At 40.1% G+C, this 16,939-nt stretch carries 14 protein-coding genes and 1 riboswitch; all 14 genes read left to right on the top strand.

Annotated features, from left to right (window positions below):
- The first annotated feature begins 101 nt into the window (after positions 1-101).
- The 14 genes from LJE12_RS15010 (at position 102) to LJE12_RS15075 (ending at position 16,417) form a co-directional block, all read left to right on the top strand.
- The gene (locus LJE12_RS15010; protein WP_008705807.1) at positions 102-455 is read left to right on the top strand and encodes a nucleotidyltransferase domain-containing protein; all 354 of its coding nucleotides are present in this window, start codon (positions 102-104) and stop codon (positions 453-455) included.
- The gene (locus tag LJE12_RS15015) at positions 446-880 is read left to right on the top strand and encodes a HEPN domain-containing protein (RefSeq protein WP_118408824.1); all 435 of its coding nucleotides are present in this window, start codon (positions 446-448) and stop codon (positions 878-880) included. The genes LJE12_RS15010 and LJE12_RS15015 overlap by 10 nt, the downstream gene beginning before the upstream one ends.
- A gap of 412 nt (positions 881-1,292) precedes the next feature.
- Positions 1,293-2,300 carry a hypothetical protein gene (locus LJE12_RS15020; protein WP_173721869.1) on the top strand — a complete coding sequence of 336 codons (1,008 nt, stop codon included), beginning with the start codon at positions 1,293-1,295 and terminating at the stop codon, positions 2,298-2,300.
- A 178-nt stretch (positions 2,301-2,478) separates the two neighbouring features.
- The gene (locus tag LJE12_RS15025) at positions 2,479-3,636 is read left to right on the top strand and encodes an FprA family A-type flavoprotein (protein WP_227292249.1); all 1,158 of its coding nucleotides are present in this window, start codon (positions 2,479-2,481) and stop codon (positions 3,634-3,636) included.
- A 120-nt stretch (positions 3,637-3,756) separates the two neighbouring features.
- The gene (locus LJE12_RS15030; RefSeq protein ID WP_055058731.1) at positions 3,757-4,263 is read left to right on the top strand and encodes an HD domain-containing protein; all 507 of its coding nucleotides are present in this window, start codon (positions 3,757-3,759) and stop codon (positions 4,261-4,263) included.
- A gap of 318 nt (positions 4,264-4,581) precedes the next feature.
- Complete coding sequence (locus LJE12_RS15035; protein ID WP_227292251.1) at positions 4,582-5,178, top strand: RNA polymerase sigma factor; 597 nt, start codon at positions 4,582-4,584, stop codon at positions 5,176-5,178.
- 60 nt (positions 5,179-5,238) lie between these two features.
- Entirely contained in the window at positions 5,239-6,993 is a 1,755-nt protein-coding gene (locus LJE12_RS15040; RefSeq protein ID WP_227292253.1) for a DUF4179 domain-containing protein, read from the top strand.
- 198 nt (positions 6,994-7,191) lie between these two features.
- Positions 7,192-8,364, top strand: coding sequence for an NAD(P)-dependent malic enzyme (locus LJE12_RS15045; RefSeq protein ID WP_008705797.1), 1,173 nt, complete (start codon positions 7,192-7,194; stop codon positions 8,362-8,364).
- A 249-nt stretch (positions 8,365-8,613) separates the two neighbouring features.
- The gene (locus LJE12_RS15050) at positions 8,614-9,228 is read left to right on the top strand and encodes an ECF transporter S component (RefSeq protein WP_025580445.1); all 615 of its coding nucleotides are present in this window, start codon (positions 8,614-8,616) and stop codon (positions 9,226-9,228) included.
- A gap of 434 nt (positions 9,229-9,662) precedes the next feature.
- On the top strand, positions 9,663-10,904 hold the full coding sequence (locus tag LJE12_RS15055) for an ABC transporter substrate-binding protein (protein WP_370865686.1): 1,242 nt from the start codon (positions 9,663-9,665) through the stop codon (positions 10,902-10,904).
- A gap of 157 nt (positions 10,905-11,061) precedes the next feature.
- Positions 11,062-12,114 (top strand): carbohydrate ABC transporter permease, encoded by a 1,053-nt coding sequence (locus tag LJE12_RS15060; RefSeq protein WP_055053479.1) that lies wholly within the window; start codon positions 11,062-11,064, stop codon positions 12,112-12,114.
- Positions 12,114-12,974 (top strand): carbohydrate ABC transporter permease, encoded by an 861-nt coding sequence (locus LJE12_RS15065; RefSeq protein WP_227292255.1) that lies wholly within the window; start codon positions 12,114-12,116, stop codon positions 12,972-12,974. The genes LJE12_RS15060 and LJE12_RS15065 overlap by 1 nt, the downstream gene beginning before the upstream one ends.
- Before the next feature lie 500 nt (positions 12,975-13,474).
- Positions 13,475-14,884, top strand: coding sequence for an MATE family efflux transporter (locus tag LJE12_RS15070; protein ID WP_227227073.1), 1,410 nt, complete (start codon positions 13,475-13,477; stop codon positions 14,882-14,884).
- Between the two features lie 194 nt (positions 14,885-15,078).
- Positions 15,079-15,185, top strand: a riboswitch (NiCo riboswitch).
- Positions 15,186-15,490: 305 nt separating this feature from the next.
- On the top strand, positions 15,491-16,417 hold the full coding sequence (locus LJE12_RS15075; protein WP_182434555.1) for a cation diffusion facilitator family transporter: 927 nt from the start codon (positions 15,491-15,493) through the stop codon (positions 16,415-16,417).
- Positions 16,418-16,939 lie beyond the last annotated feature (522 nt).

Raw genomic sequence — 16,939 nt, forward strand, 5'->3', positions numbered from 1 at the left:
AGAAGATAAGGAATGTTATAATTTTTTTACAAAGAAATCCTGAAGCAGAAAATGTAAGCATAATCTGGAAATAATATACAGAGAAAATGGAGGAATAGAAAATGCTGACATGTATCAGATCAAAACGGCAGAGAGATGCAGCGGAGTATGCTTTACGAACTATTCAGTCATCATGCATAAGGCCTTATATTAAGACAATATATCTGTATGGCAGTTGTGCACGAGGAGAAGAGAAATATAGCAGTGATGTTGATCTGTTTCTGGAACTGTCAGAGTCATTCCGCTCCCGGCCGGAACTTAAAAAATATCTTTATCTTCTAAAATCAGAAGTATCCTCTGAGGAATTGGATGATGCAGAAACGGATCTGAAAATTGTAGTTGGCGATGACTGGAAAAGGAACAAAATGCTGTATTATACAAATGTGCGAAAGGAGGGAATTCAGATATGGCCTTAAATAGTTATTTTGATTTTGCAGAAAACGATTTTCAATATTTTAAGGCTTCTTATGATACGGGGATAGTGGCAAATATGATGGGGGCCATGGCACAGGGAATATGCGAAAAATATATGAAGCATCTGATCTCAGAATACTATAAACCGGATGATGCTATGCAACAGAAAGATTTTGAAAATATTTTGCGTACACATAGTCTGAACAGACTGATGAAATTTCTAAAAGCAAATATGGGAGCAGAGTTTTCAAAAAATACGCAGACACATATGAGAATGATAGATGGTTTTTATTTTTCAACCAGATATCCTGGTGACGATAGCATAGAGATAGATGGTGATGATGTGGAAATCTGTAATGATGCGATAGAATTGTGCAGAAAAGAAGTTTTAGAGTTAGAACGAGAATTAAAAAAGTGTGAGGTATAAACAGAAATTACGTTACGTAACACAGAAAATCTACTATGAATATCGTTGATACTGTATTTGAAATGAAAGACGGCAAGATCTCATGAGCCTGATCTCAGAGAATAGAAAAGAGGCTGTTACACTAATTGCTTATGTAGTGTGACAGCCTTGTGTATTGTGAACTGAGAATTTGTTACTGAAACGTAAGGAATAAATTTTCAAAAGTAGTGTTGATGTGTCGAAAACTATTGATTGACGGAACAGCATGCGTTTGTTACACTGAATTTATATATCTGAGTTCCAGACCAGCCGGTCATCTATTTCCCTTTATGAAAGCATGTACGAAAGATAAAGATTATCCGATTTATGATATTTGTGCAAATTGGGTATTCAAACATTGTTACCGTATGTTAGAATAGAAGTGAGGTATCTAATGAATAATACGATATTTGATGATGTATTTCGTACAATGATTGAGAAAATGCCATATCTGGCAGTACCTTTGATTAATGAAGTATTCCATACTTCTTATCCGGAGAATGTACCGATTGTGCAGTTGCGCAATGAACATCAGCAGGAAAACGGAGAGATTATCACGGATTCCTGTTTAAAGATTGCTGGTAAATTGTATCATATTGAATGTCAAAGTGTAGACGATACAACTATGGCAATTCGTATGATAGAATATGATTTCTCCATAGCAATTGAAAATGCACAGAAACAGGGACGCAAATACAGGATGGATTTTCCAAAGTCCTGCGTATTATATTTGAGAAGCGGAAAGAATACGCCGGATTTTCTGGAGATAGAGATGGTACTTTCGGATGAGAAAATAGTACATTATTGGGTTCCGACAATGAAATTGGAGACATATACGAGAAACAGTATTTTTGAAAAAAATTTACTGATGCTTCTGCCGTTTTATATTATGCGATATGAAAAGGATATTCATGAAATGAGTGAGAATCCGGAAATGTTCCAGAGTTTGCTAAATGACTATGAGGAAATCCGGATAAATCTGGAAAGAGAACTTTCAGGAGCAGATAAGACGGCTTTATACATGAATTTAAATAAACTGATCATAAAAATAGCGGACTATATATGCAGGAATGAAAAAACAGTCCGGAAAGGAATAGGTGAGATTATGGGTGGAAAAGTTCTTGAACTGGAATCTGAAAGGCTCGAACGGCTTCAAAAAGAGGCGGAAGCAGAGGCAAAAGCAATTGGAGAAGCAAGGGGCAGGGCAATTGGAGAAGCAAGGGGCAGGGCAATTGGAGAAGCAAGAGGCAGGGCAATTGGAGAAGCAATCGGCGAAGAACGATTAAGCACTTTGCTTAATCGTCTGATTATGGATGGAAGAAGTGCAGAAATACAGTCTGTTGTGACAAATACAGATATTCGAAAACAGTTATATAAGGAATATGGAATTTTGTCAGAATAGGTATTAAATAAAAAGACAGTATTACTTTTTATATGTGAGTTAAGGGGTGAAATTTTAGAGATAAAATGCAACTTGACGAACGATATGAATGTGGATATAATAGGTTCAGAAATAAAAAAATTGGAATTTTTAACCGGATTTGACCGGCCCTGATATCGCTAAGGAGGAACATGTTATCATGAAAATCGGAAATGATATTTATTATGTAGGTGTAAATGATCATCAGATAGATCTGTTTGAAGGTCAGTATGTAGTGCCAAACGGTATGTCCTATAACTCATATGTGATCATGGATGAGAAGATTGCAGTTATGGATACCGTAGATGCTAATTTCAAAGACGAATGGCTTGAAAATGTAGCCAAAGTCCTGAACGGTGCGAAACCGGATTATCTGGTAGTACAGCATATGGAGCCGGATCATGCCGCAAATATCGAGAACTTCATGAAAGCATATCCTGACACAACCGTAGTTGCAAATACCAAGACCTTCACTATGATGGGAAATTTCTTCAGAAACCTGAATCTGGACGGAAAGAAACTGGTGGTTGCAAACGGTGACAGCCTGACACTTGGAAAACATGTGCTGACTTTCGTATTTGCACCAATGGTTCACTGGCCGGAGGTTATGGTTACATATGACAGTACTGATAAGGTTCTGTTCTCAGCAGACGGTTTCGGTAAATTCGGAGCACTTGACGTAGAAGAAGACTGGGACTGCGAAGCACGCCGTTACTATATCGGAATCGTTGGAAAATACGGTGCACAGGTTCAGAAGCTTCTGAAAGCTTCCGCAACTCTGGATATCCAGACAATCTGTCCGCTTCATGGTCCAATCCTCACAGAGAACCTGGGACATTACCTTGAGAAATATGATATCTGGTCCTCCTACAAAGTAGAGAGCGAAGGTGTTGTGATCGCCTATACATCTGTATATGGAAACACAAAGAAAGCAGTAGAACTTCTGGCACAGAAACTGGAAGAAAAAGGATGCCCGAAAGTAACTGTATTTGACCTTGCAAGAGATGACATGGCAGAAGCAGTGGAAGAGGCTTTCCGTTACGGTAAACTGGTACTTGCCACAATTACATACAACGGAGATATTTTCCCATTTATGCGTACCTACATTGAGAACCTTACAGAACGCAGCTACCAGAACCGTGCCATCGGTCTCATCGAAAACGGAAGCTGGGCACCTGCAGCAGCAAGAATCATGCAGGGAATGTTCGAAAAGAGCAAAAATATCACATGGCTTGAAAATAATGTAAAGATTACTTCCTCCTTAAGCGAAGCAAACGAAGCGGAGATTGAGGCTATGGCAGAGGAACTCTGCAAATAATTGATAATTGTAAACAGCAGGATCGAAAGATTCTGCTGTTTTTCAGAATAAGATAAACCCGGTTACTGAGAACGGAGTACACAAGTAACTAAATCCGTAAGAGAAAGGCAGGAACAAAACATGACAGTAGCGGAAGTTGTAAAGAAAATGGTAGAGTATTCCAAGGGAGATCTTCATGACATCAATCATTTCATGAAAGTATACGCATATGCAAAAACAATCGTAGAGGGCGAAAATCTGTCACCGGAGCAGCAGAAGCTGGTGGAGGTGACTGCGGTTGTCCATGATATTTCCTGCCCTCTCTGCAGAGTAAAATACGGAAATGCCAACGGCAAACATCAGGAGGAAGAAAGTGCGGCACTGATAGAGGAATTTTTCGCAGATTCAGATCTGCCGAAAGAATTTGTAGATCGTGTTTCTTACATTGTAAGCCATCATCACACAATAACCGGAATCGATGGTATTGATTATCAGATCATGATAGAGGCAGATTATCTGGTAAATGCAGATGAGAGTAATTTTTCCGGAAACAATGTGAGAAACATGCTGGAAAAAGTATTCAAAACAGAGACAGGAAAATTCCTGCTCCAGTCTATGTATCAGAAGAGATTGAATGCTGAAGAATAAAAGGAAAACATTAAGAAAGATTATGAGTGATAAAAACCGGTGCAGAAATGTGCCGGTTTTTTTTGTGGGAAAATCCAGGGATTATAATTTGTTTGTATTACAATTATATGCGGACGAGAAGTTATAATAACTATAAAAATTCGGTACCTGAAAATTTATTTAAAAGATATGAAACTTTTCTCTATAATTCCCCATCTAATAAGTGTAAAACAAAACAACAAAGCTTCATTCGAATGAAACATATTTGTAAAAACATAAGAGCTACTGGACATGAAGTAAACAGTAACATATAAAACTCTAAGCAAGGAGGATCAGCATTTGATACAGTTGGTAAAACGCTCCATCTCAGGAGATGCGGATGCATTTCTGAAACTGATGGAAAAGAATTCTCTGGCAATGTACAAGGTGGCAAGGGGAATCCTGGATAATGATGAGGATGCCGCAGATGCCATGCAGGATACCATACTTACCTGCTTTGAAAAAATACATACACTGAAGAATCCGGAATATTTCAAAACCTGGATGATCAGGATCCTGATCAATGAATGCAATAAAATCCACAGACATTATAAAAACTTCAGCAGAGCCGAAGAACTTCCGGAAGTCCCCGGACAGGATATGTCCATTGAGGAATTTGAGTTCAAGGAAATGCTTGGAATGCTGGACGAATCCTACAGGATCATACTGGTTCTGTATTATGTAGAGGGATTTCGGATTGCAGACATTGCTTCTATATTAAATATGAATGAAAACACAGTAAAAACCAGACTGGTCAGAGCCCGTATGCAGCTAAAGCAGGAATATACTTCAGCAGAAGATAATATTCAGAAGAAGAGACTGCAGCAGAAAAAAAAGAAAAACAGAGAATTCACAGGTATAGCAGAAGGTTTGCAGAATATCAGAATGAAAATCTGAGAACAGGATCAGTAACAGCAGGAAACATAACAGTAAGTTCAAGAAAGGAATGAAGTGATCATGGCGAAGAAGTTGGATTTTGATAAAGAAAAGAATAACAGAAATGACAATGCGATAGAGGAAATCATGCAGGCAGAGTTTCCATTGCCAAAGCAGGCAGAAGATGCAAAAAACGAAGCATTTTCCAGAATCAGAGAAATGGCAGCAGCTTCTGGACATACGGAAAATACAGAGAATATAGTGCAAAGATTACAGGAGAAATCAACAGAAAAATCAACAGGAAGTTCCGGAAAGAAATCCACAGGAACAGCAAAATCGCACAAGAAATTCAAAACAGTATACAAAACAGCTTTGGGACTGACTGCAGCTGCAGCTGTATTTTCAACAGTATGTATCACAAATCCGGCATTTGCAGAGAACATCCCTCTGGTTGGAAATGTATTTAAGCAGCTCGGTAATTCCATGGGATTTTATGGCGATTATTCGAAATATGCAAAGCAGTTGACAGATTCTGCAGAAGATGCAGAGTTGGCAGATACTGATGAAAGTCAGGAGGACGGAGGTAATCCTCAAAGTGCTCAGGCTGAGGATCAGAATACAACAGAAAATAACAATGCAGATAAAACGAAAGACAATGAATCATACAGTAAAACAGTAGATGGAACAACTGTCACGCTTTCAGAAGTATACTGTAATGAAATGGCTCTGTACCTGTCCATGACAATCCATACAGAGGATAAATTTCCGGATACATTCATTACACCTGATGGAAAACCCAATATTAAGCTCAGCGAGAATTCTACAGTGAAATATGATTACATGGATGAAAAAAGTAATCTGTTCAATGCTTATCTGGATGGAAAAATGCTGGATGATAACACCTATGCAGGAGTTTTGCGTATTCCTGTAGAAGATATGACAGTGGATGATGCAGGATGGACAAAATTTTATGAGGTGCGTAACGCATTTTTCAAAGAAAAAGGGATTGATGTAGATTCTGAGGACTTTAGTTTTGATAAGCTAGCCCAGGCACTGGGAATGGATGAATACAGTGATGAGAAGCTTCCTCAGGTGGGAGGTCCGGCAATCAGCGATTATGTCAAAGACATCAAAGTACCTGACAGGTTTACCATGGAGCTGGATCTGAAAGATATTGTGGGCGCTCTTCCGGAGAATCAGGATACCACCCCGGATATCCCTCAGGATCTGCGGGATGAATATAATCAGAAAATGGCAGAGCATGGAATCAGTACAGACGATGCAGATTATGAGAGCCTGACAGAAGAGCAGAAGGATCTGGAGCATCAGTTTTTCACTGAGATGTGGAATGAGTATTATGAACGATATCCTGAGGCAAACGAAGGTGATAACAGATATAACTCATGGACACTGAAAGGTGACTGGAAGTTCAACGTAGATGTAGAGAAAAATACTTCCGATACTGTTGAAAAGGATGTAAATGTGGTGGATGAAAATGGAGATGGTGTTCTCTCCATTACGAAAACACCATTTGAGATCACTATGAAAATGCAGGATCCGGAAACAAAATATGTTGCTGTTATGCTGGATGCCAATGGAGATATGCTGCCAGATGGCGGAGTGGCAAACGGTAATGCGGACACCTATGCAATACAGGACAGGGATGTTTCCACAGTATATATCTATCTTTGCGACTACTATGAGTATATGGACGAGCTGAAAGGCTACTACTGGTCCGATGACTACGAAGAAAAAGCAAAGACCAAGACCTTCAAACAGCTCCTGGATGAGCGGGCAGTTGCCGGTACAGAAGTACATTTTGATACAGATAAATAATGATAATAAGTTTCTTTTGGAACCTGATATCAAATGATAAAGTACAATAACTGAAACTGCATCTTCCTAATTTTCTACAGGAAGATGCTGTTTTAGTTATTTTGATAAAAAAGGTCAGAAAAACAGTAGAATCTGAGCCAGGTTAATGTTACAATGTAGGCGTCTCAAAAAAAGAGTGCAGAAGGGAGCCAAAACAAAATGGACTACGCAAAAGAATCTTTAAAAATGCATTATGACTTAAAAGGTAAAATTGAGGTTGTATCAAGAGCCAAAGTAGATTCCAAAGATGCTTTAAGCCTTGCTTACACACCGGGTGTTGCTCAGCCTTGTCTGGAGATCCAGAAGGATGTAAACAAGAGTTATGATCTGACAAGACGCTGGAATACAGTTGCTGTTGTAACAGACGGAACTGCGGTACTTGGACTGGGAGATATCGGACCGGAAGCAGGTATGCCTGTTATGGAAGGCAAATGTGTACTCTTTAAAGAATTCGGCGGTGTAGACGCGATTCCGCTCTGCGTCCGCAGTAAAGATGTTGATGAGATCGTTAAGACAGTAAGCCTTCTGGCCGGATCCTTTGGAGGAATCAACCTTGAGGATATTTCCGCACCGAGATGTTTTGAAATCGAAAAGAAACTGAAAGAATGCTGTGATATTCCGATCTTCCACGATGACCAGCACGGAACAGCAGTTATCACACTTGCAGGTGTTATCAACGCATTGAAACTGGTTGGCAAGAAGCTTGATGAAGTGAAGATCGTTACTTCCGGAGCAGGTGCTGCAGGTATCGCTATCATCAAACTGTTAATGTCCATGGGACTTAAGAATGTAATCATGACAGACAGAAAGGGTGCGATCTACGAAGGCAGAGAAGGATTAAACCCGATTAAAGAAGAGATGGCTAAGATTACAAACTTCAACAAAGAGAAAGGTACTCTTGCAGAAGTGATCAAAGGCGCAGACATCTTCATCGGTGTATCCGCACCTGGAACACTGACACAGGATATGGTCCGCTCAATGGCAAAAGATCCTATCATTTTTGCATGTGCAAACCCGGTACCTGAAATCTTCCCTGACGAAGCAAAAGCAGCAGGCGCAGCAGTGGTGTCCACAGGACGTTCTGATTATCCGAACCAGGTAAATAACGTACTCTGCTTCCCGGGACTTTTCCGTGGTGTACTGGACGCAAGAGCATCAGATGTTAACGATGAAATGAAAGTTGCAGCAGCATATGCAATCGCAGGTCTGGTAAGCGACGAAGAATTAACAGCGGAATATATTCTTCCGGCAGCCTTTGACCCACGTGTAAAAGACGCTGTAGCTAAAGCTGTAGCAGAAGCAGCAAGAAAATCAGGCGTAGCAAGAATCTAAGCAAATAGAATAATGAAGCCCTCTGTTTTCATGTGAACAGCATGCAGACGGAGGGCTTTTTGCATAATATTTAATCTGACCTCTAAAAAATTCAAAAAATTGGTCATTGAAATAATGACACATTTCGCGTATGATAACTTCAACATATTGATGCGTCAATATATAAAAATCTGATAGTGAGAATCAAACAGGCAATCTGGCTTATTGATATGAGCTTTCTATCAGATCATATGAGAGGGGACAGTTATTATGAATACTCAGAACAGCACAATTACAAAACTTGCAGAGACAGCTCTTATGGCTGCGTTATGCTATGTATCTTTTACATTCCTGCAGATTAAGATCCCTGTACCGGGCGGTGATGCAACATCCATCCATATCGGAAATGCATTCTGCGTACTGGCAGCACTTCTGATCGGCGGTGTATACGGCGGATTGTCCGGTGCCATCGGAATGGGAATCGCAGACCTGATGGATCCTGTATATATCACAGGCGCACCAAAGACATTTGTACTGAAATTCTGTATTGGCCTGATCACAGGTCTGGTAGCACATAAGATTGCAAAGATTAATGAAAGTACAGATAAGAAATATGTTTTCAAATGGAGTGTGATTGCTTCTGTAGCAGGTCTTGCATTTAATGTTGTGGCAGATCCGATCGTAGGATATTTCTACAAACAGTATATTCTCGGACAGCCTCAGGAACTGGCACAGGCACTTGCAAAAATGAGTGCTGTAGCGACATTATTTAATGCAGTTGTTTCGGTGATTCTGGTAGCAGTGATTTACAATGCAGTACGTCCGGTACTGATCAAGAGCCATCTGCTTACAATCACCGGTAAGAAAAAAGAACAGGCAGCATAAATGGATACAAAATGAATACGACATAATAAAACAGCATTTCGGGTGCAGAACCTGAAATGCTGTTTTATTATGTTACAGGAAATTATTCCGTAATGTTCTGCGCAGAAGTTTTTACTTGTCTGACGAAGGAAAAACAGGCACAAGCCATAGGATACAATTCAAAGAGGATGCACTTTTTTGACCTCAAAGTAGCACTTTTTTGGACATAGTGTAATAAGATAGAAAAAATAAATTGTGCATATTTAACAAATGACGAAAAAGAAAGATAAAAAAATTCAAACTTATGCGAAAAAGGTATTGCTATTTCAGAAACAAAGTGGTATTATACAACTATCAAAAAACCTTATGCGCAAAAGGTAAAAAGAAACAGTTAAAAAAATGACGAGGTGACGAAAATGAAGAAAAAAGTATTTGCAACACTTTTAGCAGTATCTATGATCGCATCAATGGTTCCGGCAGCAGTATCCGTACAGGCAGCAGACGGTGACAGTATTCGTCTTGTAAACGGTAAGATCGAAGTTGACGCTCAGCTGAAGAAATTAGCTGAAATGTATGAGAAAGAAACAGGAACTAAAGTAGAAATCGAATCCATGGGTGGCGGAATCGATATCCAGGGTACTCTGAAAGGATACTATCAGTCAGATAATATGCCTGACATCTTCGTAAACGGTGGTGCTACAGACTTCGCTAACTGGACAGACCTTTTAGTAGATATGAGTGATCAGGAATGGGCTTCTGACACAGATTCAGCTTATGTTGATGAGAGCCAGGGTACAATCGGTTTCCCATATACAACAGAAGCAATCGGTCTTGCTTATAACAAAGACATCCTTGACAAAGCAGGAATTGATCCTTCTACATTAACAGGTCCTGATGCAATCAAAGAAGCATTTGAGACAATTGATTCCAAGAAAGATGAGCTTGGACTGACAGCAGTCGTAGGTTATGCAGCAGAACCAGTTAACCTTTACTGGTCAACAGGTAACCACTTATTTGGAAACTATCTGGATTCAGGTCTTGACAGAGATGACACTACTTATATTGATATGCTCAATGATGGCGGTAAGGTTGACGAAGATCGTTTAACAGATTTCGCTAACTTTGTAGGTCTTCTGAATCAGTATTCAGATCCGGCACTTCTTGTATCCGGTACATATGATCAGCAGATCCTTAACTTCTCATCTGGTAAATATGCATTCGTTACTCAGGGCTCCTGGATCGGTGCAACTATGACAGGTGATGATGCAGATGCTTATAAAGAAGCTGGTAATTTCGAAGTTGGTATGATTCCATACGCATTTGAAGATGGAATTGATACAATCCTTACAAACTCTCCATCCTGGTGGTCAGTATATAAAGATGGTAATGTAGAAGCAGCAGAAGCATTCCTTCAGTGGCTGACAACAGATGAAGCTCAGGAAGTTCTTGTTAAAGAAGCTGGTTTCGTAAGCCCGTTCAAGTCCTGCACAATCGTTGGTGATGATCCATTTGCTCAGACAATCACTGATTATGTATCTGCTGGAAAGACATCTGCTTGGCATTGGTTAGAGCAGAAAGAAGGACTTGCACAGAACTATACAGGTCAGGTATTTGCTGACTATGCATCTGGCAGCCTTGATGAAGCCGGATTCGTTAAGACACTGGAACAGGTTATCCAGAGTGCATACGCAAACTAATAATTGAAACTTATGGGCGGCGCTTATGTTGCCGCCCACTTTTATTTGCGCTGCATACCTGAGTAAAGGTCCGACAGACCTTTATCCAGGTACGCAAAAAAGTCTAAGACGCATTGATTTTTGCTTTGAAATAAGAAATAGGAAGGATGAAGGCAAAATGAATACAAACAGTGCTAGTAAAAAAGCAATTTCCATGGTATGCCTGATCGCCGGTATTATTTTACTGGCAGCATCATTGATCCAGGATATTTCCGGAAGCGGAGCAGGCTGGAGAGGTCCGGCGCTGATCATCGGTGCAATCGGCATCTTACTGGGAATGTATTTATTCCCGACATTAAAACATCACAGAAGCATCGTTAACTTTATATTTGTATTTCCATTGTTATTTACATTTGTAGTAACAGTTATTATTCCATTATGCCTTGGTGTGTTTTATTCCTTTACAGACTGGAATGGAATCAAGATGACAGGATTTGTAGGATTTGCAAACTATAAGGCAATGTTCAATGAACCAAGTTTTCTCTGGTCACTGATCATCACAATTCTGTTTGTAGTTCTGAACATGGTTCTGGTAAACGTAGTAGCGTTTATGCTGGCCTTACTCTGTACCTCTAAGGTTAAGGGACTCTCATTCTTCAGAGCTTCCTATTTCCTGCCAAACCTGATTGGCGGTATCGTACTTGGTTATGTATGGCAGTTCGTATTTAATAACGTACTGATCAAGATGACAAATAATATTTCACTTCTGTCAAAGACAAACACAGCTATGATGGCTATCATCGTTGTTTATATCTGGCAGTATGCAGGTTATATCATGCTGATCTATGTAACAGGTCTGACACAGGTACCTAAAGATGTACTGGAAGCATCTCAGATCGATGGCGCAAATGCTGTTACAACATTATTTAAGATCAAGATTCCGATGATCGCAGCTACAATTACAATCTGTACATTCCTTACCTTAACATCTGCATTCAAACAGTTCGATGTTAACATGGCTCTGACAAATGGTACAGGTTCTGTCACAAGTTTCTTCGGAAACTATCTGACAAACGGTACTCAGATGCTGGCTCTGAATATTTATAATACAGCGATCTCCAAGAACAATTATGCACTTGGTCAGGCGAAAGCTATTCTGTTCTTCATTATCCTGGCTGCTGTATCTATTATTCAGGTTAGAATTTCCAATAAGAAGGAGGTTGAAATGTAATGGTTACGAAGAAAACTCCAAAGGTAGTGCTTACAGCTGTTGCGATTGTTATCGCAGCGTACATATTATCTCCTTTCTATCTGGTACTTATTAATACATTTAAGAATGCAAACGGTATTGTTGCCAACCCTGTAAGCTTTGCAGGTGCAAGCTTTGCACAGTTTAAGACAAATATTTCAAACGTTGTCAACAACTCTAACTTCAGTTTCTGGAGTGCATTCGGAACATCTGCGATCATTACAGTTGTTTCCCTTGTATTACTTGCTTTATTCGGCGGTATGGCTGCATGGGTTATCTGCCGTAACAAGACAAAATGGTCTACAGCTATTTATATGACATTCATTGCATCTATGACAATTCCTTTCCAGGTAGTTATGCTTCCGCTGGTTTCCACATTCCGTGATGTAGGTAAATTCCTTGGAATCAGCATGCTGCAGTCTATTCCTGGTATTGTGTTTGCATACTGTGGATTCGGTGGTGCTATGACAGTATTTATCTTAACTGGTTTTATTAAAGGTATTCCATATGAACTGGAAGAAGCAGCAGCGATTGACGGATGTTCTCCTGAGGGAACTTTCTTCCGCATTATCCTTCCGCTTCTGAAACCGGTTATTGTTACTGTTACTATTCTGAATGGTATGTGGATCTGGAACGATTACCTTCTTCCTTCTCTGATGTTAGGACAGAATGGTAAGGTTAAGACTCTTCCGGTTGCTGTACAGGCGTTTGTTGGTTCTTATGTTAAGCAGTGGGATCTGATCCTTACTGCAGCACTCCTGGCAATGATTCCGATGATCATCGTATTCCTGCTTGCTCAGAAGCAGATTATGAATGGTATGGTTGAGGGTGCTATTAAATAGGCTTGCAAATACTTTTTTGAAAAGCTGTCGTTTTCCTCATTTATTGGGGACGGCAGCTTTTTTATGTCTTCAAAGGGGACGCGAAGAAAAATAAATGTTTTGAACCACGGCTGCGGGGGCAGGAACTCTAAGCCTTTGGAAATTTGCTAAAACCATGCCAGAAAAATTCAAACTCGCTTCGCTCAGACAGTGAATTTTTCTGACATAACGCAAATTCCCAAAGACTAAGAGTTGCTACACCCCCTGTAGATGTGGTTAAAAACATTTATTTTTCTTCGCTGTGAACTGGCTGGGACTGTGAATGATAGGTATGGAAGTGTGTTATTGGAGATGGAATGGATAGAAACGAAACAGAAACGGAATAGAAAATGATAGTATAAATTTTACAGATATGGGCTTGAAATGTTGGGGCTTTTATAGTAATGTAGATGATACAACGCTTAAGGCGAGGGCTGTCTTCGGACAGTCTATTTTTGTGAAGAAGGATGAGGAAAAGTTTTATGGAGAGGGTGAAAGAAAGGTCATCGTTTCGTAAGAAGTTTATCGGTGACAGGAAGTTTTATATGATGGTTCTGGCTGTGGCGGTTCCGATCATGATCCAGAATGGAATTACGAATTTCGTGAGTCTGCTGGATAATATTATGATCGGGCGGATCGGGACGGAGCAGATGTCAGGGGCTTCTATTGTGAATCAGTTGATTTTTGTCTATAATCTGTGTATTTTCGGAGGGGTATCCGGAGCGGGTATTTTTACGGCGCAGTATTTTGGACAGAAGGATCATGAGGGTGTGAGGCAGACATTCAGGTATAAGTTCTGGATGGCTGTGATTCTGACGATTGGGACGATTTTGCTGTTTCTGACTGTTGGAGAGAATCTGATCAGTATGTATCTTCAGGGCGAGGGTACTGCGCAGCAGATCGCAGATACGCTTAAGTATGGAAAGCAGTATCTGGATATTATGCTGTTGGGATTGCCGCCGTTTATGATGGTGCAGATTTATTCCAGTACTCTGAGAGAGTGCGGAGAGACTGTTCTGCCAATGAAAGCCGGGGTTGTGGCAATCTGTGTGAATCTGTTGTTTAATTATCTGTTGATCTATGGTGTATTTTTCTTCCCTAGACTGGGTGTGAGAGGTGCGGCAATCGCAACTGTGCTGTCACGTTATGTGGAGGCGGCAATTGTAATAGGCTGGACACACAGGCATACGGAGAAGAATGCATTTGCAAAGGGGCTGTACAGCACGCTTAAGGTTCCTGCGAATCTGACAAAGAAGATTCTGGTCAAGGGTACACCGCTGTTGTTTAATGAGACTTTATGGGCTTCTGCCATGGCGATGCTGACTCAGTGTTATTCAATTAGAGGGCTGAATGTGGTTGCTTCGCTGAATATTTCCAATACGATTAACAATGTGTTTAATATTGTGTTTATTGCGCTGGGAGATTCTGTTGCGATTATTGTGGGACAGCTTCTGGGTGCGGGAGATATGAAGAAAGCGAGAGATACAGATAACAAGATGATCGCGTTCTCAGTGATGTGCTGTACCTGTGTGGCAATGGTGATGTTTGTTATGGCGCCGTTGTTTCCAATGCTTTATAATACCAATGATGAGGCAAGGGAGCTGGCGAAGTATCTGATTATGATCACTGCATTTTTTATGCCGCAGAATGCGTTTTTGCATGCAACCTATTTTACTCTGCGTTCCGGTGGAAAGACGATTATTACGTTCCTGTTTGACAGTGTGTTTATCTGGTGCGTCAGTGTGCCGATCGCATTTGTGCTGAGTCGTTATACAGGGATTCATGTGCTTGTGATTTATGCATGTGTGCAGCTGGCAGATTTGATTAAGTGTGTGATTGGATTTGTGCTGGTTAAGAAGGGTGTGTGGCTGCAGAATATTGTTTCATCATGATAAAAATTTTCAATAACATTTGGCTTGACTAACCGATATACTATAGTGTATTATCAGTGAAAGTCAAATAGAAACAGTCTTATAAAACTATTATAATATGACTTGTGTTTGATTCACATCATGCTATTTGTGAATTGATATATGTAACATTAATTCTCTTTGCACTGCATTACATTCAACAGAATGCGAGATCAACAGTACAAACTGAGCAGGCGATGCCCGAGATGCTCGAGGGCGTGGGGCCGGGCCGCGCGAAGCGGCAGCAGATATGAAAATTTTCAGACATATCTGTGGGACAGTGTATGTTCCGCAGGTGTGTCTTTTTGTTTTCTGAAAAGTATGTTTTGGAAAGATTTTCTTTTAGAGGGATTTTTTTAGGAGGATTTTCTGAGACAGGTGCAGTTCCGAAATACAAAAAGACCCCTGTAAGACCGCACTTTGATAAGTCACAGAAAGGAAATATGTTTTCTGACTGTGGCGCAATGTATGTGACATAAGAAGAACCTGTAAACTCAAATATAGGAAAGTACAAAAGCTTATATATTTGAAAAGAAAATTTAGGAGGTCCTAGTTATGGAACAGACAAAAAAATTAAACATGACAGCAATGTCAGACAAGACAAACAGTAATACGACAGCTAAGAAGGAAGAGCCTGCATGGGAACATAAGGTGGCAATGAAGGTATCAGGTGTGAGTATTGCAGTAAACCTGTTACTTTCCTTATTTAAATTACTTGCCGGAATTCTGGCACATTCAGGTGCCATGATCTCAGATGCGATTCATTCAGCATCTGATGTGGGAAGTACTTTCGTAGTAATAGTCGGTGTGAATTTATCCAGCAAAAAATCCGATAAGGAGCATCAGTATGGACATGAGCGGATGGAATGTGTATCTTCCATTATTTTGTCCGGGTTACTTCTGGCAACCGGTATCGGAATCGGTATGAATGGAATTGAGAACATTATTAAGAGTACTTCAGGAGCAAGCATTGCAATTCCCGGAACATTGGCACTGATTGCGGCAGTTGTTTCTATTGTAGTGAAGGAGTGGATGTTCTGGTATACCAGAAGTGCTGCGAAGAAAATAAATTCCGGTGCACTGATGGCAGATGCATGGCACCATCGTTCAGATGCAATGTCTTCTGTTGGTGCATTTATTGGTATCCTTGGTGCAAGACTTGGATTCCCGATTCTTGATCCACTTGCCAGTGTTGCAATTTGTGTACTGATCGTGAAAGCATCTGTAGATATTTTCAGAGATGCCATCGATAAGATGGTTGACCATTCCTGTGATGAGGCAACAGAAGAGAGCATGAGAGAAGTGATCATGGGTGTGAAAGGCGTGAAGGGAATCGACCTTCTCCAGACACGACTTTTCGGTTCCAAGATGTATGTGGATATTGAAATCTCAGCAGATGGTGAGATTCCACTGAATGAGGCACATGACGTTGCAGAGAATGTTCATCATACTATAGAGAAAAATTTTAAAGACGTAAAACACTGCATGGTTCATGTGAATCCGGTGAATGAGTAAATAAAAAGCGAGACTGTCCGAAGTATAATCTGGGCAGTCTTGTTTTTTATTGGATAATCATCTATGCTATAAGCGAAACTCGTATTATCTGTTCTTTGTATGGCAGTAAGTCTGGGAAGCGTACAGAAAATACAGGTAGCGAAAGGACTGCTATAGAATAGCAGAAATCACTTTTTTATTGAGAAACAGATAAATTTATTTGTTTGACTGGAAATTTTACGTAAATATAACATGGACATTCCATGGAATTGATATTCAAAGTTTATAATTCTAAACGTTATGGGATGTCAGAGTCAAAAGGTTTGATAAATTTTGCCACTGATATCACGAATAAAAAGAGTGAGGAATTATCCGAATGAAAAAACAACAGAAAAAGACAAAAGAAATTACGGCACCTGTATATATGATGAACAGAGAACTGTCCTGGCTGAAGTTTAACAACCGTAGCAAGAATTCCCTCACCTCTATAGGGACGCCACTGAAAAAGTCTTTATTTTGCATAAAGCAGTACAATATAAAGTG

The organism is Blautia sp. DFI.6.71 (assembly GCF_020593585.1).
GTDB classification, from domain to species: domain Bacteria; phylum Bacillota; class Clostridia; order Lachnospirales; family Lachnospiraceae; genus Blautia_A; species Blautia_A wexlerae.